Consider the following 24,821-nt stretch of genomic DNA (forward strand, 5'->3'; position numbering starts at 1 on the left):
GTCATGATGACTATTAACCGACCTTCCCGGCTTTGTCTGTTGAGCATCCTGACCGCCACCCTGTGGCTGGGCGGCTGCTCGACCCCCGCCCATGTCGCGCTCCCCGACAGCGACACCCTCAAGGCTCGCCACGCGGCGGCACTGACCCTGGCCGACCTGCCGCCCGCCCAGGTGCTGATCCAGAGCGGCGACACCCTGCGCATCGTGCGCGATGCCCAGGAGCCGGCCAGCTCCGACGACATGACGATGTTCGTGGTACGACCGGACGGTTTCATCTCGATGCCCAACATCGGCCGGATCAAGGCCGCGCTGCTGACCCCCGAAGACCTGGGCAAGGAGATCACCAAACGCTACACCCGTGTCTACCGCGAGCCCGAAGTGACCGTGAACATCGCCGTTGCCCCGAGCAACCGGGTATTCATCGGCGGCGCGGTGGCCAACCCGTCGTTCTTCAACCTGGCCGGCACCGTGTCGGTAGAACAGGCCCTGCTCAGCTCCGGTGGCGTGCTGCCCTCGGCCGACAGTTCCAACATCGCCCTGCTCAGGACCGGCCCCGACGGCAAGTACAAGATGTACTTCGTCGACCTCGGCAGCATGCTCAGCAACCCCGATCATCCGCTGGTCGCCCTGCAGCGCGGCGACCTGATCTACGTGCCGCAATCGACCATCGGCAGCACGGTGGAAGCGGTGGACATGTACTTCACCAAGCTGTTCCCGATCAACAAGGGCATCGGCCTGGGCTTCAACTACGACCTGAATGAACAGGATGTGAAAAACAGCGGCAACACGATCAACAACTTTCCCAGCAGTAGCTCGACGGGACAATAAACAGGATCGATTCGTTTGATCGGCCTCCATCAGCCACGGCTTCAAGTACTTTCAACGGAGTGATCCCGTGATCGAAATACGCTCTCTACGCGACCTGTTGCGTCTGTTCTTCATCTTCCGTCGCGAGTTCAAGCTGGCGGTCATCACCACTATCGTGGTCGCGGTGCTGGGCGCCTTCCTGCTGCCGACGCGCTACGAGTCGGACGCGCGCCTGCTGGTCAAGCCCGGGCGCGACAGCACCACGGTGCCGATCGAAGCCGGCAATCGCCAGACGCTGATCTCGCCCAGCACCCAGCACGACCCGATCGTCGATGAGGAGAAGATGCTCACCGGTCGACCCATCGTGCACATCGTCGCCCAACGCTACCTGGAACTGAGCGCGGCCGCCGAACCCCAGGGTTTCTGGAAGACCCTCAAGTTCTACGCCAAAAAGGCCATGGGCACGGCCATCGATGCGCTGCGCAGCCTGCTGCAACTGGTCGGCCTGTCGGAACCGCAGAGCCCGCAGGACCGCCTGGCGACCCGCCTGGAAAAGAACTTCCAGGCCAGCCATGAAGCGGGTTCGTCGGTGATCGATATCAGCTTTACCTGGGACGACCCGGAAATCGCGCAGCAGGTGGTGAAGATCTGGGTCGACACCTTCCTCGAAGAGCGCGCCCGGGTGCTCGGGCGCAAGAGCCTCTATGCCTTCTATGAGGGCGAAGGCAACAAGGTGGCCGCGCAGATCCTCAGCCTCAAGGAACAGTTGCAGGGCCGCCTGAAGCAGATCGATTCGATCAGCGTCGATGCCCGCCTGGAAAACCTCACCAGCCAGATCGACCGCCTGACCGACGCCCGGGTCAATGCGCAGAACCAGCTGTCCGGGATCAGCAGCTTCCTGATCAACGCCCGCCAGCAGATCCTCGATCAGCCCGTCGAAGTGGTGACCAGTCGCGAGACCAGCCTCAACCCGACCCAGCTCGACCTCAAGCGCCAGCTCAACACCCTGCAGGTGGAACGCGCGCGCTTGCTGCGCACCTATTTGCCCGAGGCGCCGGCGGTCAAGCAGATCGAACAGAACATCCACGACCTGCAGGCCCTCAGCGAACAGGAAGAGAGCCGCCTGGAACGCTCGAAGAACATCGCGCCCAATAGCCTGGTGACCAACGTCAAGCAGCAGGTCATCGATGCCCAGCTGCAACAGCGCCGGCTGACCGGGCAGATCGAGAACTACGACAAGACCCTGGCTGCCCTGCGTACCGAGCGCGACCGGGTACTGACCGACGAGCCCGAACTCAACCGCCTGACCCAGCAGTTGCGCACCGCGGAAAAGAGCTACGCGCTGTACTCGGAAAACCTGGAACAGGCGCGTATCGACCACGAGCTCGACAGCAGCCAGATCAGCAACATCGCGATCATCGAGCACGCCACCTTCAACCCGGCGCGGGTCTTCCCCAAGAGCCTGCTGATCCTGCTGTTCGCCATTCCCGCGGGCATCGCCGTGGGTTTGCTGACCATCTATGTCTGCTACCTGCTGGACCAGCGCATCCACGACGGCTCGCGCCTGCCGGAGCTGTTCCAGGTGCCGCTGTGGGGCAGCGTGCCGGACCTCGAGGACGCCACGCCCGCCGCCATGACCGCGAGCATCTACCGGCTCTACAGCCTGCTGCCCATGGAGCGCATCGAGAGCCAGGGCTTGACCCTGGGCCTGACCTCGGCGCGCCATGGCGAAGGCGTGAGTTTCATCCTCGAACGCCTGCGCCGCCTGCTGGAAGAACGCGGCCAGCGCGTGCGGGTCAACGACAGCGCGCCGGCCCAGCCCGGTGAAGTCCTGCTGCTGGATGCCTCGGCCCTGCTGTCGAACCAGGAGGCCTTCCTGATCCTGCGCCGCGCCGACCTGATCGCCCTGGTGATCGAGGCTCGGACCAGCACCGTGCCGATGATCGAAAATGCAATGTCGTTGCTGACTACCGCCTTCGGCAAGGTCGACGGGCTGATCCTCAACCGCCGCCGCTTCGAAGTACCGTCCAGGGTGCTGGAGCGGATCAACAGCTGGCGCGGTGCGGCCTGATGCGTATCGCCTTACTGGCCCCGCTGCCGCCGGAACAGACCGGTATCGCCGACTACGCCGCGCATTTCAGCAATGCGCTGCGCGGCCTTGGCATCGAGGTGCTGACGCCGCTGGCCGGCTGTCACGATCCCGCGGAACAGCTGACGCGCCTGCGCGCCTTCGACTGGACGGGCGTCGACCTGGTGCACGCCGAACTCGGCGGTGGCCGCTTCGGCGAATTCCAGGCGCTCGACTACCTGAGCAGCGAACAACCACGGATCCCCCGCACGGCCACCGTGCATGACCCGGAGCGCCTGATCTGGCGGCGCGCCCGGCTGTTCTGGCCACTGACCCTGCTCGAACGCCTGCCGCACCCGCTGCCGCAAGCGGCGGCGCTGCTCGCCGACCCGCTGACCCTGCGCGAAGAACGGCGCCTGGCCCGCGGCATGCGCCGGCTGATTACCCTGACCCGGCTGGGCGGCGACTGCCTGCGCCAGCGCATGGGTCTGCGACCGCAACAGGTGGCGGTGATCGCCCACGGCAACCTGCCGATCCCCGCGGCCGAACTGCCGCCGCTGGTGCCGTTGCGCCTGCTGTACTTCGGCTTCATCTACCGCGGCAAGGGCATCGAAGACCTGATCGAAGCCCTGGCCCGCACCCTGGCGGCCAACCCGCAGTGCCGTGGCCAAGTCCGCCTGACCCTGGCCGGCGGCACCGCCCCGGAAATGACCTTCGACCCGGCCGGCAACTACCTCGACGGCCTGCGCCAGCGCATTCGCGAATTGCAGCTGGACGATGTGGTGGACTGGCAACTGGACCTGCCGTCCGCCGAGATCGCCCGCACCATCCAGGCCCACCATGTGATGGTGCTGCCGTACCGGGAATCGAAAAAGCTCGCCTGGCTCGGCCAGATGCGCGGCACCAGCGGCGCCCTGTCCTGGGCCAATGCCTGCGGTCGCGGGGTCGTCACCTCCAATGCCCGGGCCTTTGCCGAGGAGGTTGCCGGCGGCAATGGCGTGACTTATCAGCAAGGCGATGTCGAAGCGCTGAGCCAGCACCTGAGCCGTCTGGTGCTGGAGCCCGAACTGGCCCGCCAATGGGCCGCGCGGGCCAGCGAGGCCGGGCAACAACGCGAGTGGAGCGCGACCGCGCGGCGCTTCGCCGAACTGTTCAACGAAGTGTGCAAGGAGCGATCGAAATGAAGACCCGGCCAGGCCTTAAACGTCGCCCTCTATTGCGCTATCTGCCACTGGTCGCCGCACTGGCGGTAGGCGGCGCCCTGCTGCTCAGCGAACAGGTCGATGCCACGCCGATCAACCTGGCCCCCGATCGCACCCTGGTGTGGAAGGACTACCTGGGGGTCAATGCGCATTTCCTGTGGTTCACCCCGCAGCAATACCGCAAACAGATCGCCGCCTATAAGCAGCTCGGCCTGCAATGGGTGCGGGTCGACCTGCACTGGGATCGGCTCGAACCCACCGAAGAGGGTTATCAACTCAGCACCCTCGACGAACTGGACCGGACCCTGAGCGACTCGAAACTCAAGTCGCTATTCTACCTCGTAGGCTCGGCGCCCTTCGTGACCACCGCCCCCAAGGGCGGGCCGTTCCAGGATCAGTACCCGCCGCGCGATCCGAAAGTCTTCGCCACGCGCATGGCCATGCTGGCCCAGCGTTACCCGGACATCGACGCCTGGCAGGTGTGGAACGAGCAGAACATACCCAACAACTGGCGGCCGAAACCCGATGCCAAGGGCTACGGCGAGCTGCTGCTGGCGACCCATCAGGCGCTGAACCAGGTGGCGCCGGACAAGATCCAGGTCATGGGCGGCATGGCCTACTACAGCCAGATGCCGACCCAGCGCAACGCGCTGATGTTCGAGAAACTCGGCGAACTGGGCGTGCAGAGCCTGGGCATGGTCGCCGCCTATCACCCGTATTCGGAAATCCCGGAAAGCGATGAGCCGGGCAAAAATGAAGTGCTGCTGCGCGGCAAGCAGCTCAACGACATGCTGCACGGCGCCGGCCTGAAGAGGGTCTGGGCCACCGAGTGGGGCTGGTCGAGCTACGCCGGGCCCAAGGAGATGCAGCGGCTGATCGGCGTCGACGGCCAGGCCGACTACACCCTGCGTCGCCTGGCGTTGATGAGCGACCAGGACTACGAGCGGATCTTTCTCTTCGCCCTTTCCGATCTCGACTCGCGCGCCTCGGCTCGCGACCAGCATTACGGCCTGCTCGACCTCAACGGCGAACCCAAGCCGGTGTACAAGGCGCTAGCGCGTTTTCTCGAGATTACCGGCGCGCGCCTCAAACCCGGCAAGACGCCGGAGCTTGCGAACCTGCCCGACACCTTCTACAGCGTGTCCTGGACCCGCGACGACGGTAAGCGCCTGCTGATGTTCTGGAGCGCCAAGGGCGGCACCATCAAATTGCCGCAAGTGCACCAGGCCGAGCTCTACGATCCGCTCAGCGGAACCCGGGCCAGTCTCGACGCCGCGGACGGCATCCAGCCGGCTGTGAAATCGTCCCTGCAGATTCTCGTGTGGTAATCGATCTCGACCTGGAGTGCCGTACGTGAAGATTCTCTGGATTCTCCCCTACCTGCCCTGGCCCATGACCAGCGGTGGCAAGACTCGCCAGTTTCACTTGCTGCGGACCTTGAGCGAGCGGGGTCACCGCATCACCTTGCTGGTGCAGTCGAAAACCGAGGCCGAGGCCACCACCCGCGCCGCCCTAGAGCCCTGGCTGGAACGCCTGATCGTGGTGCCCCGGCGCCCACTGAAACACCCGGTCACGCTGCTGGCCGGGCTGTTCGCACCCTGGCCGCTGCTGACCACGGTCAACGGCGTATCGCGCCCCTTACGCGAACGCTTCGACAGCCTGCTGCAGGAGCCCTGGGATGTGATCCAGGTCGAGCACAGCTACAGCCTGCAACCCTATCTGCAACCGCTGCGGCGGGCCGGCCGGGATTTCGTGCTCACCGAGCACAACCTCGAATCCAGCCTGGGCGGCGCGACCTATGACCGCTTCCCGGCCTGGGCCAGCCTCTTTGTGCGCTACGACCAATGGCGCTGCCGACAGTGGGAACGCAAGGCGTTCGACACGGCCCGCCAGGTGGTCGCGGTGACCGAAAGCGACGCCCGGGCCATGCGCCAGCTGACCCGTACCCCGGTCGAGGTGGTGGTCAACGGCGTCGACAGCCGCAGCTTTGCCGAGGTCTCGGCCGACCCGCAGAGCCAGCGGGTGCTGTTCGTCGGCAACTACGAATACGCGCCGAACCTGGACGCCGTGCAGTGGATGCTCGATGAGATTTTCCCGCGGGTCTGGAGCCACTGCCCCGAGGCGCGCCTGGCGGTGGCCGGGTATGCCTTGCCGGCCCACTGGCCCGAACGCTGGACCGACAGCCGCATCGAGTGGGTCGGCTTCGTGCCGGACCTGCCCGATCTGCAACGGCGTTGCGCGCTGTTCATCGCGCCGTTGCGCCAGGGTGGCGGCTCCAAGCTCAAGGTGCTCGAAGCCATGGCCGCCGGCCTGCCGCTGGTCAGCACCGCGCAAGGCGCCTCGGGCCTGGCCATCCGCCCCGAGGAACATTACCTGGCAGGCGACAATGCCCAGGCCCTGGCCGATGCCGTGATTCGCCTGTTGCGCGAGCCAACCCTCGCCGCCCAACTGGCCGGCGCCGCCCGCCTGCATGCCCGCCAGCATCACGACTGGGCCGTGGCCGGTGACGAACTGGAACAGATCTACCGGACTCTGCCCTCCACACAGGAGCATCCCGCATGCGTGTAGCCCTCGATTATCGTCCGGCCACGGTCGCTCCCTCCTCGGGCATCGCCCGTCAGGTCAAGGCACTGGAACAGGCCCTGCGTGCCCGTGAAGACACCGAATTGCTGCTGGTGAGCGAAGCGCCACTGGAGCATGAACAGCGCCAGACCGCCTTTTGCCCGGCCTGGCCGAGCCCCCTCGACGGCGTGCAACGCCCCGGCGTGCGCCTGCGCTTTGAACGCAAATTCTTGCCGGCGACCATTCGCGAGCAGTCGGTCGACCTGTATATCGCCACCGCCAACATGGGCCTGCCCATCGGCCACAAGCCGGCAGGCACCCGTTATGTGCTGATCCTGCATGACCTGTTCCAGCTGACCCAGCGCAACTTCCACCGTTCGCAGCTCAAGGCCGTGGCCTATCGGCTGATCGACGCCGTGTCGATCGCCTGGTCGATCTGGGTCGCCGATGAGGTCTGGTGCCCTTCGCGGTTTTCCTGCAGCGAAGCGGCCCGGCTGTTTCCCTGGGCGCGGCCGAAATTCCGCGTGCTGAACAACCTGGTGCCGGAGTTCCAGGGCGTCATCGGCCCACTGCCGACGGGCCTGCCCGAGCGTTACTGGCTGGCCGTCGGGACACGGGAGCCGCGCAAGAACATGCCGTTCTTCATCGAGCAGTGGCAGCGCTGCCGCCAGGAAAACCTGCAAGTACCGGAGCTGGTCCTGGTCGGCCATGCCAGCGACCTGCCCGCGAACCTGAGCCAGTTGCCCGGCCTGCATTGGGTCAACGGCATCAGCGACGAGCAGTTGCAGGCCCTGTACCGGCATGCCGACTGCCTGTGGCAGCCCTCCTACGCCGAAGGCTTCGGCCTGCCGGTGGTCGAGGCGCTGTGGCAGGGTACGCCGGTCGCGGTGGCCAGGGGGTCGGCGCTCGACGAGGTCACGCCACCCGGCGCGCGGCGCTTCAATGCCCGCGATCGCGCCAGCCTGCGCAATGCGCTGATCGAACAGGCGCAGGACAGCGCCAGACCCGATCCGGATACCCTGCGCGACTGGGCCCGGCAATTTGCCGAGCCGGCCCACCGCCAGCGCCTCGACACCTTGCTCACAGGGCTCTTTCACTGATGCTGCCAGGAAAATTCATTGGCCTGACCCTGGGGTTGATCTTCGGGATCCTGTTGTGGGCCCTGCCACCGGCAAAAGTCATCTTCGTGGTGATCGGCCTGGCCGTGACCCTGACGCTGATCCGCAAGCCGCTGTGGGGCCTGCTGATCTTCGCCGTGCTGGCCACCTGCATTCCCTACACCACGCTGCAGCTGGGGATTCGCACCACGGTCAGTGAAGCGGTGCTCGGCCTGACGTGGGTCGGGCTGTTCTGGCAATCGTTCATCGGCAAGACCCGCAACCTCATGCTCTGGCGCCCCACTGAGCGGGCCATGGTCTGGCTGATGCTGTTCAGCGCCATTCCCTTTGTCTGGGGCATGCTGATCATTCATGCCGATGGCAACGGCCCGGTGAACTGGGTGCGCTGGCTGATGAACCTGTCGCTGCTGTTCATGGTGCCGCTGCTGCTGCGTACCGATGCCGACCGCGACAAAGTGGTGATCGCCCTGCTGCTGGGCACTCTGCTGATGCTGCTGCTGTCGATCGGCATGTTCATCAAGTCGCGCAATGCCATGTCGATGATCCCGATCCTCACCGACCTCAAGTACGCCCACCCGGAAGCGGTGAAGGACATCTTCTCCGCCAACTACCAGCGCATGGCGTCGCCCTGGGTTCACCCCAACCTCACGGGCGGCGTGCTGGTGCTGTTCATTCCCCTGGCACTGCTTTATGGCTGGACCCGCACCGGCGCGCGCCGGGCCCTGGGGCTGGCGGTGGCGATCCTCGGTTGCGCGGGGCTGCTGCTGAGTATTTCCCGCGGGGCGATCCTGGCCCTCGCCCTGGTGCTGATCTGGCTGACCTACAAACGCGTGCCCTACAGCGGCCGGATCATCGGCCTCGGGGCGGCCTTCGCGGTGGCCCTGGTGATGTTCTACCCGCCGCTGCAGGAACGCCTGATGACCATGTTCTCGGCGACCAACGCCAGTACCGAAGTGCGTTTCGACGAGTACGCGAAATTCCCCGAGGCGATGATGCGCTACCCGCTGGGCATCGGCTTCAAGGTCGACCCGCCGGTACCGGGCACCGACCTGCCGGGCATCTCCAACCTGTGGCTGAACTTCATCTACAAGATTGGCATTCCGGGGATGCTGCTGTTCATCGCCGTCACCCTGTTGTGGTGGCGCGAGGTGCGCCCGCTGGCGCCGATCCGTCAGGTGACTGCCGACAACGCACTGTGGCTGGGGTGCATTTCCGGCCTGCTGGCGGCCTTGCTGACGGGCTTGTTCGACCACTACTTCAGCTTCACTTTCGTGCTGATCGGTCTGTTCTGGCTGTTGATGGGCATGAGCCTGCAACAGGTCCGGTTGCGCCCGGCCATCACCCTCCCCCTCATCAACCCCAAGGATCGCCAAGCATGAAACATCGTATTTTCCATTCTGCGGATCTGCCGGAACGCCTGCCTGCCCTGGCCTCGGAGCTGGGCGTCAGCCACGATGAACTGCTCGAGGCCTACAGCTGGGGGCTGAACAACGACGTGCTGTTCGTCGAGGGCGACGGCGAGCAGGCGCGCTACAGCATCTCCTCGGTGGACATCGAACAGATCATCGAACATCCCCTGGCCCGAAGCCTGTATCGCCGCTTGAAGCAGGACATCCCCACCACCCTGGTGCCGCGCTACGGCAAGAACCTGGCCACCCTCAAGGACCGCTGGTTGCGGGCCTGGGAACAGGCCTACAACATCCTGATCAACAAGATCCCCAGCCATCACGTGCGCATCGCCTGGCTGCGCCTGGGCGGCGCGAAAATCGGCAAGGGCTCGACCATCTGGCGCAACACCGAGGTGCTGGGGGTGGAGAACCTGGTGATCGGCGATGACAGCGTGATCGCCTGGCATTGTCAGATCGACGCCCGGGCCGGGCTGATCATCGGCGATCATGTGACGATCGCCTCTCACGTGCTGATTCTCGCCGGCGGCCATGACCCGATGAGCCCCGAGTTCTGGTCGGTGTCCGCGCCCATCTACATCGATGACTACGCCTGGATCGCCACCCGGGCGCTGCTCGCCCATGGCTCGCATATCGGTCGCGGGGCCGTAGTGACCGCCAACACCCTCGTGGCCAAGGCCGTTCCCCCCTACAAGATCATTGGCGGCAGCGGTGCCAAACCCATGGGCGAGCGCCCTCACGACCTGAACTACAAGGTGGGTGGCAAAGGCCTGTTCACCCTGTTCTATTGATGCTCGGCAGCACCCTGCTACTGACCCTGGCGACCCTCGCCGGGCTGCTCGCCGGTTTTGCCCGCGAATGGCTGCTGGTGGCGGCCTGGGGCGCGGGCAGCCGCAGCGATGCGTTCCTGGTCGCGGTGTTCATTCCCGAAGCCCTGCGCATGACCCTGGCCGCCGGCATTCTCGCGGCCGCGGCCCTGCCGCTCTATCAGGAGCGCGACGCCCAGCGCCAGCACGCCTGGCTGGCCGGCCTGTGCCCACGCCTGCTGGGCCTGGGGCTGGGGCTGTATGCCCTGCTGGCCTTGAGCTCGCCGTTGTGGATCCGCCTGATCGGCCCCGGGCTCGACAGCGCAGCCCAGGCCGAAGCCGCCGCCAACCTGCGCAGCCTGGCCGCCTGCATCCCCGGCCTGCTCATGCATGCGCTGTTCAGCATCCCGCTGCACGCCCGGCAGCGTTTTGTCCTGCCGGGGCTAGGCTCGCTGCTGTTCAACCTGCCACCGGTGCTTTACCTGTTTTTCTACGGCCAGGCGAGCCTGGGCTCCGGCCTTTCGCTGGCATTTTTCCTCGGCAGCCTGCTGATGTGCCTGTCGCTGGTGCCGGCGGTCTGGCAAACCGGCTGGCGCCCCTGGCAAGTCCGCGGGGATGCCGGTGCCGGCCGGGAACTGCTCGGCCGCCTCGGCCCGCTGTTGACCAGCAACCTGGCCAGCCAGGGCCTGGCGCTGGTGGAACGGCTGGTCGCCAGCTATCTGGGCGAAGGCGTGGTGACCTGGGTCAACCTGGCGCGCAAGCTGATCAACCTGCCGCTGATTGCCTTGATGAGCCTGAACCAGGTCCTGCTTGGCTTGATGAGCGGCAAGTCCGGCGATCAGCGCCTGGGGCTGCTGCATCGTGGGCTCGACGCCGCGACCCTGCTGAGCCTGCCAGCCGCGCTCGGCCTGGTGGGCGCCAGCCCGGCGCTGATCCACTGGCTGCTGCCCGCCCAGAGCGCCGATGGCCCGCTGCCGACGCTGCTGGGCTGGTTCGCCGTGTCCCTGGTGTTCGGCGCCTGGAACGCCATGCTCGCCCGTTACGCCTATGCCGCCGGTGATACCAGCACGCCACTACATTGCGAACTGCTCGGCAGCCTGCTCAACGCCTTGTTGCTGGCGGGCCTGCCGCTGGTTCTGGGGCTGACCGCGATTCCTCTGGCGGCCCTCGGCGGCGTGCTCCTGACCAACCTGTTGCTGATGCAGCGCCAGCAATTGCTCACCCTGATCAACTGGCCGGTGCGCTGGGCAGTCAGCGCCGTCCTGCTGAGCGCGGCGGCGCTGCTGTTGCACCCGCTATTGAATGTCTGGCTGCAACTGGGGCTCAGCACAGTGGCCGGGCTGCTCTTGCTGATCGCCTTGGGGCTCTGGCTGAAACCCTGGCGGGCCTGAACGAGCGGCAGAGGGTTGACCTGATGTCACACTTATCCGTTATAAGTGCAGTCAGCCCCCGCCGACCCGGCAGAGTGTATTTCTTGGATCAGTGTTTGGACGCTAAGCTTGGACTATGGATGACTCAGATTACTTGCGCCTGCTCACCATTCAGGCCGAACAAGCCAACGCGTTCCTGTCCAATGCGCGCAAATGGGAGCGTGAGCGTTGGGTCTGCCAACGCCTGCTGCAAGGCTTGAACATCCCCTACCGTGCCGACGAGTTTACGCCCGCCGGGCAGGAGCCGCCGGACGTCCTGTTTCGCGAGGCCTGTTTCGAGGTGTTCTTCGTGCTGGACGAAGGCCGCCGCCTCAACGACGAATGGCGCGACGAGTTGCAACGGCGCCGCAGTGCCTTCTCCCTCAGCCAGCTGGTGCGCCGCGAGGCCAAGCCCAAGCGCATTCCGGCCAACGAACTGTTGCTCAGGCTGGCCCCGACCCTGCGCAAGAAAGCCCACAACTACAAGGAACGCGGCATGGACCTGGGGGAGCTGGACATCATCGCCTTCGCCAGCCTCAAGCGCGAAGTGCTGGACCTCAACAGCCACTTCCCGCCGCCGACCGAATACCTGCGCCAGGGCTGGCGCTCGTTGTCGCTGGTCGGGCCGACCTTCGCCCGCGTGCTGTTCGCCCACCCCGACGCGCCGGACTTCCTGCGCGGCAACCTGGGGCGCAGCATCCTCTTCGATGTCGGTATCAGTCTGTAGGCCTGCTGGAGCGGAATTTCCCGGGGCCTTCCCGGCCATTCGTGGCATGGCGCAAACACCGCGCGAGTGTTACAAAGCGCAATCATTCACGGGATGACAAGGCCGGCATCCGCGAGCAGCTATGCTCCGTTCCATGCCGCATAGCCCGACAAGATGGCACTGCGCTGTAACCTTCATACTTTTCGCAACGTCTAGCTGACGAGGCTTTTTATGACCAGCCGCCTGAACCCCGACGACCAACGCCATGTCGAAGAATACCTGCAACTGGCCCAGCACCGAGTCGAGCGCCGGCCCTTCCGGCCGTGGATGCTCCTCGTGATAGTCGTGACCATCACCATTGGCCTGGGCTTGCTGAGCCGACTTATCAGTTACCTGACGCTATGAGCTGCATCGCGCTCGCTCGGGTAACCGTACCGATTTCTTTTAGCCTTGCGAGATATCCCCATGACTCATCGTATTGTCATCGTTGGCGGCGGCGCCGGCGGTCTGGAGTTGGCTACCCGTCTGGGTAAGACTCTGGGCAAGCGCGGTACCGCCAGTGTGATGCTGGTCGACGCGAACCTGACCCACATCTGGAAACCCTTGCTGCATGAAGTGGCCGCCGGCTCGCTGAACTCTTCCGAAGACGAACTCAACTATGTCGCCCAAGCCAAATGGAACCACTTCGAGTTCCAGCTGGGCCGCATGAGCGGGCTCGATCGCCAGCAGAAGAAGATCCAGCTGGCCGCCACCTACGACGAAAATGGCGTGGAGCTGCTGCCCGCTCGTGAGCTGGGCTACGACAGCCTGGTGATCGCCGTGGGCAGTACCACCAACGACTTCGGCACCCAGGGCGCCGCCCAGCATTGCCTGTTCCTCGACACGCGCAAGCAGGCCGAACGCTTCCACCAGCAATTGCTCAACCACTACCTGCGCGCCCACGCCGGGCAGACCGATGTGGTGGAGCAGATCAGCGTGGCCATCGTCGGTGCCGGTGCCACGGGCGTCGAACTGGCCGCCGAGCTGCACAACGCCGCCCACGAGCTGGCGGCGTACGGCCTGGACCGGATCAAGCCGGAAAACATGCACATCACCCTGATCGAGGCCGGCCCACGGGTACTGCCGGCCCTGCCGGAGCGGATCGGCGGCCCGGTGCACAAGACCCTGGAAAAACTCGGGGTCAAGGTCATGACCAATGCCGCGGTCAGCGAAGTCACCGCCGACAGCCTGATCACCGCCGATGGCCAGGTGATTGCCGCCAGCCTGAAAGTCTGGGCCGCGGGCATTCGCGCCCCGGGCTTCCTCAAGGACATCGACGGCCTGGAAACCAACCGCATCAACCAGCTGCAGGTCTTGCCGACCCTGCAAACCACCCGCGACGAGAACATCTTCGCCTTTGGCGACTGCGCCGCCTGCCCGCAACCGGGCACCGATCGCAACGTTCCACCGCGGGCCCAGGCGGCTCACCAGCAAGCATCACTGCTGACCAAGTCGCTGAAACTGCGTATCGAAGGCAAGGCCCTGCCGGAATACAAATACACCGACTACGGCTCGCTGATCTCGCTGTCGCGCTTCTCCGCCGTGGGCAACCTGATGGGCAACCTGACCGGCAGCGTGATGCTCGAAGGCTGGCTGGCGCGGATGTTCTATGTGTCGCTGTACCGCATGCACCAGATGGCGCTCTACGGCCCGTTCCGGACCGCCATGCTGATGCTCGGCAGCCGGATCGGCCGTGGCACCGAGCCACGCCTCAAGCTGCACTGAATCTGAGCCTGTAGACCAAGACAAGAATGCCCCGAGCGATCGGGGCATTTTTTTGCGCCCTGTTCAACACGGGCTCAGGCAAACAGGCAGGCTGTTAAAGATCGAAGTGCCTAGAGACTTCCCGCACTCTATTTCCAACTTTCCGTGCAGCTTTAAGATTAATCTTAATTCTAAAATAGAAGAGCCACCGGACTTAACCCCCACATCCCAAAGTTGCTCTCCCCTGGGCGTACCGAATACATACACCTGCCTCCGCGTCACCTCTTACTGCGACATATAGATAGCTGTCCCGATAGAACTCAAGACATCACTCACGCTCTATTTAGTTGCATTGATAGTTTGCCCTGCACGCTTAAACCTTCGACTCCAACCTGCTACCCCTAAAGATTATCCCCTTCAAAACAGCTACTTACATACAAGAATCGAAGATTTTGCGGCGTTCATCCCGTTTAGCTGCCGACAGGCATTCCGACAACTTCATGCCACCCGATCAAATTTTAAGAATCTTCTTATTGAAATCCTATCAGGCAAAAAAGTATTAGCCGCCATTCAAACAAAGCCATAGAACACTCAATACTTTAAGAATGGTCTTATTGTAACGACCAAAGTGAAGATACAAGATTGCACCTCCAACTTTAGCAGGTACATGAAATGTCCAAACTTCTCAAAAGCATCGTCTCCATGGCTATCGCTGGCGCGGTCAGCACTTCCGCTCTCGCAGCAGATGGCACCATCGACTTCAAGGGCGAAATCATCGCGGCATCCTGCGCCATCACCGGCGGCACCGGCACCAGCGTTGGCGGCGGCAAGGGTTCCCAGACCATTTCTGTCGACCTCGGCAAGGTCAGCACCGACTCGCTCACTGGCAATGCTGGTGGCTCTAGCATCGTTGGCGGTAAGAGCATCAACCTGAACCTGGACTGCGGCGGCACCGCGAACGGCCTGAAGACCGTGCGCATGCAATTCGACCCGAACAGTGGTTCCGGTATCGACAGCAAGAACAACTCGCTGCTGAAAATCACTCCTGGTGGCGCAACGGGCGTGGGCATCGGCATCTTTAACGGCAGCAACAACCTGGTGAACATCGCCGCGAACGAAACCATCTCAGGCAATTTGGTCACGACCGGCGAAGCTGAAAATATCAAGTACACCGCCAAGCTGGACCTGCGCGCCGGTTATGTGGCGAACGGCGATGTGATCAAGCCAGGTTCTGCGGCCGGCCAACTGCCGTTTACCTTGACCTACGAGTAACCCGCACCAAAGGGAGGGGGCCTGCCCCCTCCCTCCGACCTGGAGCCGCTATGAAAATCTCATTATTGGCGCGTATTGCAATCGCCAGCGCCATGACACTCTCCGCGTCGATGGCCAGTGCCGGCATTACGCTGGATGGCACCCGCGTCATCTTTGCTGCGCCAGCCAAGGAAACATCCGTCCTCGTTAGGAACCAGGGCTCGAACGACATTATGGTCCAGTCCTGGGTCGAGCCAGACAAAAACGGGGCCAATACCGACGTGCCGTTCGCCATTACCCCTCCTCTGGTTCGCCTGGGAGGCAACAAGCAACAGGTCCTGCGTATTCTCTATCAAGGCCAGGGGCTGCCGACCGACAAGGAATCCGTGTTCTGGCTGGCCGTGCAGGAAATCCCGCAAAAAGCCAAGACCGAGAACACCCTGCAAATTGCCATACGCCAGCGCGTGAAGCTGTTCTACCGCCCGGCCAACCTGCCGGACACTGCCGCCAATGCAGCCAAGAGCCTGCAATGGAAGCTGGTGGAACAAAGCGGCAAGGCCGCGCTTTCAGTGACCAACCCTTCCGCGTTCCATGTGACCCTTGCCGGGGGCAGCGTGACACTGCGCAATGGCAAGGATGCAGGCACCGCCACCGTGGAAATGCTGGCGCCAGGGGCAACACGCACCGTCGCGATCAAAGGCTCGACTGGCATGAGGTCCGGAACCACAACAGTGGAATTCGACAGCATCAACGATTACGGCGGGCTGGACCGAGTCACCAGCAAACTTTCCAACTAACGGAAACACAGCCATCACTCGTGTCGCTCGCTAGAGCGCACCGCCTTACCTAATCCGACTTTTTACTCAGGTCAGTGCTTCGGGCATCCGATGCATGATCGAAAGGATTTCGCATGCCCATTTTTCAGAGAGAGCTCAGTTTCAGGATCGCCCGAAGGGCGTGCGCGACCTGCCTCGTGGCACTGGGACTGGCCTCGAAGTTGTCCGCCGCAGAAGCCGAGTTCGCCGACTCCTTTCTGAAGATGGAGGGTGCCCCGGTGGACCTCAAGTTTTTTGAGAAAGGCAGCGCCGTTCCGCCAGGTACCTACAGCGTCGACCTCTACCTGAACAATGTGCTGATCAAGCGCCAGGAAATCACCTTCGCCGCCGACGCCTCCGGGCAGATCAAGCCTGTCATCTCGCTCGGGCTGCTCAAAGAGCTTGGACTCAACGCGGGCAAAGCCCAGCAGGATGGACTCATCGCCGCGGACGCCAAGGATGAGCAGCCGTTCGACGTCAGCGCCCAGGTCGCCGGCGCCGCGGTGGACTTCGACGCCACCAACCTGGCATTGCAGTTCAGCATTCCGCAGGCATACGTCCAGCGCTATTCCCGTGGTTACGTCGACCCCTCGGTTTGGGACGAAGGCATCACCGCCTTCTACAGCGACTACCAGGCCAACTTCAACCGCAATACCAACCAGGGAATGAAGAGCGACTACCACAACCTGAACCTGCGCAACGGCTTCAATATCGCCGGCTGGCGCTTTCGCAACGAATCCGCCCTGACCGGCGGAACCGGCACAAAAAGCGAATTCAAGAGCAACCGCAACTATCTGGAGCGCGATGTCCAGCGCCTGAAAGGCAAGCTTTCCCTGGGCGAGCTGTACACCCCAGGCGAGATCTTCGACAGCGTTCGCTTTCGCGGTGCACAGATCGCTTCGGACCTCGGCATGCTGCCTGATAACGAGATCGGCTACGCACCCGTGATCCGCGGCATCGCCGAAAGCAATGCCACCGTCGAAGTACGGCAAAACGGCTACGTGATCTATTCCGCGTCGGTGCCGCCTGGCGCCTTCGAATTCACCGACATCTATCCCAGCGGCTCCAACGGCGACCTGCAGATCAAGATCATCGAAGCGGATGGCCGGGTACGCGAATATCTGCAGTCCTATGCCTACCAGCCGGTCATGACCCGGCGCGGCAACCTTCGCTACAGCGTCACCGCCGGTGAATATCGCTCCACCGACCAACCGTCGCCGTCGTTCACCCAGGGCACGGCCGTCTACGGCGTGACGGACAACCTGACCGGTTATGGCGGTGCGCTGCTCGCGCAAGACTATCGCGCCGTCAACCTTGGCGCGGGCGTGAACTCCAGCATCGGCGGTATTTCCTTCGACGTCACCAGCAGTGAATCGAAGACCCAGAACGGCAGGAGTAACAAGGGTCACAGTGCGCGCTTCCTGTACTCCAAGACGCTGAACGCCACCAATACCACCTTCACCATGGCCGGCTATCGCTACTCCACCGAAGGCTATCGCAGCTTCAGCCAGCACGTGGACGACCTCATGTATCAGGACCGTGCCGGCTTCAGCGCGCAAAAGAGCCGAATCAACCTCCGGGTGAACCAGAGCCTGTCACAGCGAGGCTCGCTGTACCTCAGCATGGATGAAACCAACTACTGGAATCAGCAGGGCCGCACGCGCAACTGGCAATTTGGTTATGGCAACAGCATCGCCAGTGTCAGCTACAACCTGGCGGTGTCACGCACCCAGAGCGATCCCATGAGCGGTGGTTCGGACACGCAACTCACCGCCAGTATCAGCATGCCGCTGGGAGGCCGGGGTAGTTCTCACCGCCTGTCCAGCAACGCCATCAGCTCGAGCAAAGGTGATTCCTCGCTGCAGTCGAACGTGTCCGGCTACCTGGACGACCAGGCGACCCTCAGCTACTCGGCACAGGCAGGCCACAGCAAAAGAAACGGCAGTACGGCCGGCGCCAGCCTGGACTGGGATACCCCCGTCGCCAAGCTGCGTGGTGGCTATAACCAGGGGCGTGACGACAAGCATATCGACCTGGGCGCCTCTGGCTCGCTGGTGGTGCACAGCGGCGGCGTTACCCTCGGCCAACCGCTTGGCGAGACTTTCGGTTTGCTGGAGGTTCCGGACGTCGACGGCGTCGGGGTATCCGGCTGGAACGCCGTACGCACCAATGGCAAGGGTTACGCGGTGGTGCCCTATATGCAGCCTTATCGCTACAACTGGCTGAACCTGGATACCCAGACCCTGGGTACCGACACCGAGATCAACGAAACCTCCAAGGTGCTGGTGCCAACCCGTGGCGCCATCGTCAAGGCCACCTATGCCGCACAAACCGGTCGCCGCCTGCAATTCGTGCTGCGCGCGGACAAGGGCGATCCAATCCCCTTCGGCGCCCAAGGCTACGACGAACAAGGCAAGCCCCTGGGCATGGTCGACAACCTGTCGCGCCTGCTGGTCTTTGGCGTTCCCGACCAGGGCCGGCTGGAGATTCGCTGGGCCGAAGGCAGCTGCATGGTGGACTACAAGCTACCGCCCACAAACAAGGAACTGGCTTACGAGCGCGTGGACGGCCTTTGCCGGGTCTTGTGACCCACACTCTTTCAAACCAGAGCGGACATATGCACAAACTGATCACTCTTCCCATTGGCCTGCTTGCCCTGGCGCTGGCCGAGCCAGCGTTCTCGTGGTGCAAATGGGCCAGTACTGGCCCTCCTAGCTCACAACATTACCAGGTGAATGTTCCAGCCAGCCTGACCGTCAAGCGGGTCCCAGTCGGCGGAATACTCGCAAGTTACTCCCAGAATATCCCTATCTCAGGGATTCACTGTAACGACAGCGAGATCATGAACATCACCTTTGAAAACGGCCTCGAACCCTCCGCCATCCCCGATGTGTACAAAACCGGCGTGGCGGGCATTGGCATGCGCATCATCGCTTCAAGAGTTTTGGGAGGCGGCCAGAGTATTACTTACGGCCTGCCCTCCCAATACGCATTTAAAGGAATTTGGGATCGTCCCTACATGCCTACTGCCATCCATGTCGAATACGTCCGCACGGAAATCGCAGTTGGCTCAGGCAAGGTGCCAACCAACTTCACAATCAACTTTCTTATCCCTGATGGCTTGACCCCGAACCCAGTGACTTACACATCCTCAGGATTCACCAACCTGGAGAACAACTTCTACTTCAGCACTTGCGAGGCCCGGGAGCCCTCCATGACCGTACAAATGGGCCAAGTCCCGATTTCCAACATCAAGTCTGGTGCCGCACCGGAAAAACCCTTCGCCCTCGATATTCGCTGCCGTGGCATACGGCCTGAAAAACCGGTTCCGGTGAAAATCTATTTCGAAGGCAACTCGACAGGCCCAGGCATGCTGAATCTGACCGGGGCTGGGCAGACCAGCGTTGCCCAAGGCGTGGCTATCGAGCTGAAAAACGACAAGGGCACCAAACTTCCCTTCGACAAGCCCGGTGCGGTCAGCCTGGACTGGCAGTACAGCGAAACCGATGCCGAGGTCTACCGCTTCGCGGGGTCCGCTCGCTATACGCCGAGTGGCGGCGAAATAAAGTCCGGCAAGGCAAATGCAACGATGACCTACGTACTCGACTACAACTGACCGGACTCAGCCAGCATGGGCCACCCCATACAACAGCCCCGAATGATCGGGGCTTTTTTGTGCGTCGAATTCGCCGGTAAGCACCGCGCGTCAAATTCCGGGCAAAAAAAATCCCCGTATCTTTCGATACGGGGATTTTCAGTATGGTCGGGGTAAGGGGATTCGAACTCCTGACATCCTGCTCCCAAAGCAGGCGCGCTACCGGACTGCGCTATACCCCGGTAAAAAAAAGGCACCTTTTAAAGGCGCCTTCTGCGAACAGAGCTTTTGGCGTCTGATCTTAAGATTCGATTCCAGCGAACTGGTTTCAAAAATGGTGGGTCGTGTGGGATTCGAACCTACGACCAATTGGTTAAAAGCCAACTGCTCTACCAACTGAGCTAACGACCCAAATATGGTCGGGGTAAGGGGATTCGAACTCCTGACATCCTGCTCCCAAAGCAGGCGCGCTACCGGACTGCGCTATACCCCGGCTTGAAATTGGCTCCGTGACCAGGACTCGAACCTGGGACCCAATGATTAACAGTCATTTGCTCTACCGACTGAGCTATCACGGAACTGAACATTTCAATTTACAACCTTTACAGCAGGCTTTTATTTCTAGAAGCCTCCTCGTCGACCTGGTCCGTATCGCTACGTTCATGTCTCTGAGGCGCGCTATTCTACAATCTTAAAAACCTCTGTCAACCCCCTAAATTGCTTTCAAGACAATGATTTGCAACTTATTTCAGTTTTTTCCTCAGGGAGAAAAAAGCCTTGGGGTGACGTACTGCGGGGCGCACTTTACAAGCCTTTGCCTTACAGTTCAACGCCCTATGCAAAAAAAGGCCTCGCAATGCGAGGCCTCCTTCACAACGACGCCCTATCGGGCTCAGGCGAAGACGATTTCGTCGTTTTCCACCTTGGCCGTCACAGTGGCCCCCGGCAGGAAACTGCCGGACAGAATCAACTGCGCCAATGGGTTCTCGATCCAGCGCTGAATCGCCCGTTTCAGCGGACGCGCGCCATAGACCGGGTCGTAACCCACGGCAATCAGTTTGTCCAAGGCCTCGCCACTCAGCTCCAGCTTGAGCTCGCGCTCGGCCAGGCGGCTGCGCAGGCGTCCCAGCTGGATCTCGGTGATGCCGGCGATCTGATCCCGGGCCAATGGCTCGAAGATCACCACTTCGTCGATCCGGTTGATGAACTCCGGACGGAAATGGGTCGACACCGCATCCATCACCGCCGCCCGCTGTGCTTCGCGATCCCCCACCAGCTCCTGGATCTGCGCCGAGCCCAGGTTGGAGGTCATGACGATCACCGTATTACGAAAGTCCACGGTACGCCCGTGGCTATCCGTCAGGCGGCCGTCTTCCAGCACCTGCAGCAAGATGTTGAACACGTCCGGATGGGCCTTCTCGACCTCGTCCAGCAGGATCACCGAATAAGGCTTGCGCCGCACCGCCTCGGTCAGATAACCGCCCTCCTCGTAACCGACATAGCCTGGAGGCGCACCGATCAACCGAGCCACGGAGTGTTTCTCCATGAACTCGGACATATCGATCCGCACCATCGCCTCTTCGGTATCGAAAAGGAATTCGGCCAGCGCCTTGCACAACTCGGTCTTACCCACACCGGTCGGGCCGAGGAACATGAACGAACCACTTGGCCGGTTCGGATCGGACAACCCGGCGCGAGAACGCCGCACGGCGTTGGCTACCGCCACCACGGCTTCGTTCTGGCCGATGACGCGCTGGTGCAGCAGGCTTTCCATCTTCAGCAGCTTGTCGCGCTCGCCTTCGAGCATCTTCGACACCGGAATACCGGTCCACTTGGACACGACTTCGGCGATTTCCTCTTCGGTCACCTTGCTGCGCAACAGCTGGTTCTCGCTTTGGCCGTGCTGGTCGACCATCTGCAGGCTGCGCTCCAGGTCCGGGATCACCCCGTACTGCAACTCGGCCATGCGGTTCAGGTCGCCTTTGCGGCGCGCGGCTTCCAGCTCCTGGCGGGACTGCTCGATCTTCTGCTGAATCTGCGCCGAACCCTGCACTTCGGCTTTCTCCGAGGTCCAGACTTCTTCCAGATCGGCGTATTCGCGCTCCAGGCGGGTGATTTCCTCCTGGAGTTTCTCCAGGCGCTTGATCGCCGCTTCGTCGTCTTCTTTCTTCAGGGCCTGGGATTCGACCTTCAGTTGAATCAGGCGCCGTTCCAGGCGGTCCAGGACTTCCGGCTTGGAGTCGATCTCCATGCGGATACGGCTGGCGGCTTCGTCGATCAGGTCGATCGCCTTGTCCGGCAGTTGCCGGTCGGTGATGTAGCGATGGCTGAGCTTGGCCGCGGCAATGATCGCGCCGTCGGTGATCGCCACCTTGTGGTGCACCTCATAACGCTCTTTCAGGCCACGCAGGATGGCGATGGTATCTTCTTCGCTCGGCTCGTCCACCAGGACTTTCTGGAAGCGCCGTTCGAGGGCCGCGTCCTTCTCTATATATTGGCGGTACTCGTTGAGCGTGGTGGCGCCGACACAGTGCAGCTCACCCCGAGCCAGGGCTGGCTTGAGCATGTTGCCCGCATCCATCGAACCTTCGCCCTTACCGGCGCCGACCATGGTGTGCAGTTCGTCAATGAACAGAATGATCTGCCCTTCTTGCTTGGACAGCTCGTTGAGCAGGGATTTCAGGCGCTCTTCGAACTCGCCACGGTATTTGGCGCCAGCGATCAGTGCGCCCATGTCCAGGGACAGCAGGCGCTTGCCCTTCAGGCCGTCCGGCACTTCGCCGTTGATGATGCGTTGGGCCAGGCCTTCGGCAATCGCGGTTTTACCCACGCCAGGCTCACCGATCAGCACCGGGTTGTTCTTGGTCCGGCGTTGCAGCACCTGGATGGTCCGGCGGATTTCGTCGTCACGGCCGATCACCGGGTCGAGCTTGCCGTCTTCGGCGCGCTTGGTCAGGTCGACGGTGTATTTATCCAGGGCCTGACGCGACTCCTCGACGTTGGCATCATTCACCGCCTCGCCGCCTCGCAGGTTATTAATGGCGTTTTCCAGCGCTTTTTTGCTGACGCCCTGGCCCAGCAACAATTTGCCGAGCTTGCTGTTTTCGTCCATGGCCGCCAGCAGCACCAGCTCGCTGGAGATGAACTGGTCGCCTTTCTGTTGCGCCAGGCGATCGGCCTGGTTCAGCAGGCGCGCCAGATCCTGCGACATGTTCACGTCGCCGGTGGGGTTCTGGATTTTTGGCAAGTGGTCGAGCTCTTTGCTCAGTTCCTTGCGCAGGCTGTTCACGTCGAAGCCCACTTGCATCAGCAGCGGCTTGATCGAACCGCCTTGCTGTTCGAGCAGCGCCTGCATCAAGTGCGCGGGCTCGATGGCCGGATGGTCGAGGCCGACCGCCAGGGATTGAGAATCGGATAACGCCAGCTGAAGCTTGCTGGTTAATCGGTCTATACGCATTAGTCACCTTCCTTTTGAGCAGGTCGGAGCGATGGACACACCTAAATAGAGAAACCTGCCAGATACCCCTGTAGATGCGGTCGATTCTGGAAGATTCAAGCCTTGCGAGCTTGACACAGGTCAGAAGAGTCTAGCGTTCCAGCCAGATCAGGGAAGCGAAGCGCCCGGTGCGCGGGCTGCGGCGGTAGGAATAGAAACGCGGATCGCTCACGGTGCAGAAACCGCCGCCATACACGGCGGTGACGCCGCATGCCGCCAGGCGCAGGCGGGCCAACATATAGATATCAGCCATGAGCTTGCCGGGGTTGTGGCTCGGTACAAAGGCCTGTTCGGTCTGTGGCAAGTGCCGGACGAAAGCGTCACGCACTTCCGGTCCGACCTCGAAGGCTTGCGGACCAATGGCCGGCCCCAGCCAGACCAATACATCCTCTGGCGCGACTTTCAGGCTATCGAGCGTCGCTTCCAGCACCCCGGCCGCCAGCCCACGCCAACCGGCATGGGCCGCCGCCACCCGAGTACCGGCGCGGTCGCAGAACAGCGCTGGCAGGCAATCGGCGGTCATGGCGCTACAGGCAATGCCGGGCGTGGCGGTCCAGCTGGCATCGGCGGTGGCGACGACGGACGGATCCGCCTCGACCACATCAATACCGTGAACCTGTTTCAGCCAGGCTGGCTTTATAGAGAAACGATCGGTCAGGCGACGGCGGTTTTCGGCCACCGCCTCTGGGTTGTCATCGACATGATCGCCCAGGTTGAGGCTGTCGAACGGCGCCAGGCTGACGCCGCCCGCACGGGTGGTGACGCAGACTTTGACCCCGGCCGGCGCGGGCCAGTCAGGAATCAGCCAGTCACTCATCCGACGAAAGCCTCGCGATCCTGCTTGAGCAGGGTCAGCAGCCAGACGAAATCTTCCGGCAGCGGCGATTCCCAGCTCATGCGCTCGCCGGTGGTCGGATGATCCAGCTCAAGGAACCGCGCATGCAGCGCCTGACGCGGGAAGTGCTTGAGGGATTCGACCATGGTCGGGTTCGCGGCGGGCGGAATGCGGAAACGGCCACCGTAGGCCGGATCGCCGACCAACGGATAGTTGATATGGGCCATGTGCACACGGATCTGGTGGGTCCGCCCGGTTTCCAGTTTCACCCGGACATGGGTGTGGGAACGGAAACGCTCCAGTACGCGGTAGTGGCTGACGGCCGGCTTGCCGCCTTCCATCACTGCCATGCGCTGGCGTTGCTGGCCATGCCGGCCGATCGGGGCGTTGATCTTGCCACCGGCGGTGACCACGCCGATCACGATGCATTCATAGATGCGGCTGACGCTGCGGCTCTGCAACTGGGCAACCAGCTGGGTCTGCGCCTGGATGGTCTTGGCCACCACCATCAGACCGGTGGTGTCCTTGTCCAGGCGATGGACGATGCCGGCGCGCGGCACGTTGATGATGTCCGGGACATGGTGCAGCAGGGCATTGAGCAGCGTGCCATCGGCGTGACCGGCGGCGGGGTGGACCACCAGGCCGGCAGGCTTGTTGATCACCAGGATGTCGTCGTCTTCATAGACGATATCCAGTTCGATGTCCTGAGCGATCCATTCTCCCTGAGCTTCCTGCTCGGCGGTCAGCTCAAGAACCGCGCCGCCATGGACGATGTCTCGCGGGCGGATAACCGCTCCATCCACAGTCAGGCGGCCGTCTTTGATCCAGGCGGAAAGGCGCGAGCGCGAGTGCTCAGCGAATAATTGGGCGGCGACTTGATCGAGGCGTTGGCCGCCCAGTTCGGACGGCACCTCTGCGCGAAGTTCAATTTTATCGGACATGCTCAGACTAGGCGTCGGCACAGCCTTTGGTTTCGGCTGCGCGCTTGTGGTTAAATACGGC

19 protein-coding genes and 4 tRNA genes are annotated in these 24,821 nt (G+C 62.6%); 16 read left to right on the top strand and 7 right to left on the bottom strand.

Going from position 1 to position 24,821, the window contains the following annotated elements:
• The first annotated feature begins 3 nt into the window (after window positions 1-3).
• From J4E58_RS15520 to J4E58_RS15595, 16 genes are all read left to right on the top strand, one after another.
• Window positions 4-828: a polysaccharide biosynthesis/export family protein gene (locus tag J4E58_RS15520; protein ID WP_087091964.1), complete on the top strand. Its 825-nt coding sequence runs from the start codon at window positions 4-6 to the stop codon at window positions 826-828.
• 67 nt (window positions 829-895) lie between these two features.
• Window positions 896-2,878: a GumC family protein gene (locus tag J4E58_RS15525; RefSeq protein ID WP_087091963.1), complete on the top strand. Its 1,983-nt coding sequence runs from the start codon at window positions 896-898 to the stop codon at window positions 2,876-2,878.
• Window positions 2,878-4,059 carry a glycosyltransferase gene (locus J4E58_RS15530; protein WP_062824564.1) on the top strand — a complete coding sequence of 394 codons (1,182 nt, stop codon included), beginning with the start codon at window positions 2,878-2,880 and terminating at the stop codon, window positions 4,057-4,059. The genes J4E58_RS15525 and J4E58_RS15530 overlap by 1 nt, the downstream gene beginning before the upstream one ends.
• Window positions 4,056-5,405, top strand: a complete 1,350-nt coding sequence (locus J4E58_RS15535; protein WP_087091962.1) for a beta-xylosidase — start codon at window positions 4,056-4,058, stop codon at window positions 5,403-5,405. The genes J4E58_RS15530 and J4E58_RS15535 overlap by 4 nt, the downstream gene beginning before the upstream one ends.
• 25 nt (window positions 5,406-5,430) lie before the next feature.
• Window positions 5,431-6,645 (top strand): glycosyltransferase family 4 protein, encoded by a 1,215-nt coding sequence (locus tag J4E58_RS15540; protein ID WP_087091961.1) that lies wholly within the window; start codon window positions 5,431-5,433, stop codon window positions 6,643-6,645.
• Window positions 6,636-7,739 (top strand): glycosyltransferase family 1 protein, encoded by a 1,104-nt coding sequence (locus J4E58_RS15545; RefSeq protein WP_087091960.1) that lies wholly within the window; start codon window positions 6,636-6,638, stop codon window positions 7,737-7,739. Before J4E58_RS15540 ends, J4E58_RS15545 begins: the two co-directional genes overlap by 10 nt.
• Window positions 7,739-9,136, top strand: a complete 1,398-nt coding sequence (locus J4E58_RS15550; protein WP_053262717.1) for an O-antigen ligase — start codon at window positions 7,739-7,741, stop codon at window positions 9,134-9,136. Before J4E58_RS15545 ends, J4E58_RS15550 begins: the two co-directional genes overlap by 1 nt.
• Window positions 9,133-9,954 carry an acyltransferase gene (locus J4E58_RS15555; RefSeq protein ID WP_007924704.1) on the top strand — a complete coding sequence of 274 codons (822 nt, stop codon included), beginning with the start codon at window positions 9,133-9,135 and terminating at the stop codon, window positions 9,952-9,954. The genes J4E58_RS15550 and J4E58_RS15555 overlap by 4 nt, the downstream gene beginning before the upstream one ends.
• Window positions 9,954-11,360, top strand: coding sequence for a lipid II flippase MurJ (locus J4E58_RS15560; protein WP_087091959.1), 1,407 nt, complete (start codon window positions 9,954-9,956; stop codon window positions 11,358-11,360). Before J4E58_RS15555 ends, J4E58_RS15560 begins: the two co-directional genes overlap by 1 nt.
• Before the next feature lie 115 nt (window positions 11,361-11,475).
• Entirely contained in the window at window positions 11,476-12,105 is a 630-nt protein-coding gene (locus J4E58_RS15565) for a DUF1780 domain-containing protein (RefSeq protein ID WP_007924708.1), read from the top strand.
• Between the two features lie 210 nt (window positions 12,106-12,315).
• The gene (locus J4E58_RS15570) at window positions 12,316-12,489 is read left to right on the top strand and encodes a DUF3094 family protein (protein ID WP_009050926.1); all 174 of its coding nucleotides are present in this window, start codon (window positions 12,316-12,318) and stop codon (window positions 12,487-12,489) included.
• A gap of 60 nt (window positions 12,490-12,549) precedes the next feature.
• Entirely contained in the window at window positions 12,550-13,848 is a 1,299-nt protein-coding gene (locus J4E58_RS15575) for an NAD(P)/FAD-dependent oxidoreductase (RefSeq protein WP_087091958.1), read from the top strand.
• Between the two features lie 651 nt (window positions 13,849-14,499).
• Window positions 14,500-15,099: a fimbrial protein gene (locus tag J4E58_RS15580; protein WP_087091957.1), complete on the top strand. Its 600-nt coding sequence runs from the start codon at window positions 14,500-14,502 to the stop codon at window positions 15,097-15,099.
• Between the two features lie 50 nt (window positions 15,100-15,149).
• The gene (locus J4E58_RS15585; RefSeq protein ID WP_087091956.1) at window positions 15,150-15,875 is read left to right on the top strand and encodes a molecular chaperone; all 726 of its coding nucleotides are present in this window, start codon (window positions 15,150-15,152) and stop codon (window positions 15,873-15,875) included.
• A gap of 113 nt (window positions 15,876-15,988) precedes the next feature.
• Window positions 15,989-18,481, top strand: a complete 2,493-nt coding sequence (locus J4E58_RS15590; protein WP_087091955.1) for a fimbria/pilus outer membrane usher protein — start codon at window positions 15,989-15,991, stop codon at window positions 18,479-18,481.
• A gap of 29 nt (window positions 18,482-18,510) precedes the next feature.
• On the top strand, window positions 18,511-19,509 hold the full coding sequence (locus J4E58_RS15595; protein WP_143481906.1) for a fimbrial protein: 999 nt from the start codon (window positions 18,511-18,513) through the stop codon (window positions 19,507-19,509).
• 144 nt (window positions 19,510-19,653) lie between these two features.
• On the opposite strand, the gene J4E58_RS15600 is transcribed toward J4E58_RS15595, so the two are convergent.
• From J4E58_RS15600 to rluD, 7 genes are all read right to left on the bottom strand, one after another.
• Window positions 19,654-19,730, bottom strand: a tRNA-Pro gene (locus tag J4E58_RS15600).
• A 93-nt stretch (window positions 19,731-19,823) separates the two neighbouring features.
• A tRNA-Lys gene (locus tag J4E58_RS15605) sits at window positions 19,824-19,899 on the bottom strand.
• A gap of 5 nt (window positions 19,900-19,904) precedes the next feature.
• Window positions 19,905-19,981, bottom strand: a tRNA-Pro gene (locus J4E58_RS15610).
• Window positions 19,982-19,990: 9 nt separating this feature from the next.
• Window positions 19,991-20,066 (bottom strand) — tRNA-Asn (locus tag J4E58_RS15615).
• A gap of 314 nt (window positions 20,067-20,380) precedes the next feature.
• Entirely contained in the window at window positions 20,381-22,945 is a 2,565-nt protein-coding gene (gene clpB / locus J4E58_RS15620) for an ATP-dependent chaperone ClpB (RefSeq protein ID WP_053262725.1), read from the bottom strand.
• Between the two features lie 130 nt (window positions 22,946-23,075).
• Window positions 23,076-23,801: a peptidoglycan editing factor PgeF gene (gene pgeF / locus J4E58_RS15625; RefSeq protein ID WP_087091954.1), complete on the bottom strand. Its 726-nt coding sequence runs from the start codon at window positions 23,799-23,801 to the stop codon at window positions 23,076-23,078.
• Window positions 23,798-24,760: a 23S rRNA pseudouridine(1911/1915/1917) synthase RluD gene (gene rluD, locus J4E58_RS15630; protein ID WP_007924719.1), complete on the bottom strand. Its 963-nt coding sequence runs from the start codon at window positions 24,758-24,760 to the stop codon at window positions 23,798-23,800. The genes pgeF and rluD overlap by 4 nt, the downstream gene beginning before the upstream one ends.
• Between the last annotated feature and the right edge of the window lie 61 nt (window positions 24,761-24,821).

It is taken from the genome of Pseudomonas sp. FW305-25 (assembly GCF_017351415.1).
In the GTDB taxonomy this organism is placed as follows: Bacteria; Pseudomonadota; Gammaproteobacteria; order Pseudomonadales; family Pseudomonadaceae; genus Aquipseudomonas; species Aquipseudomonas chlororaphis.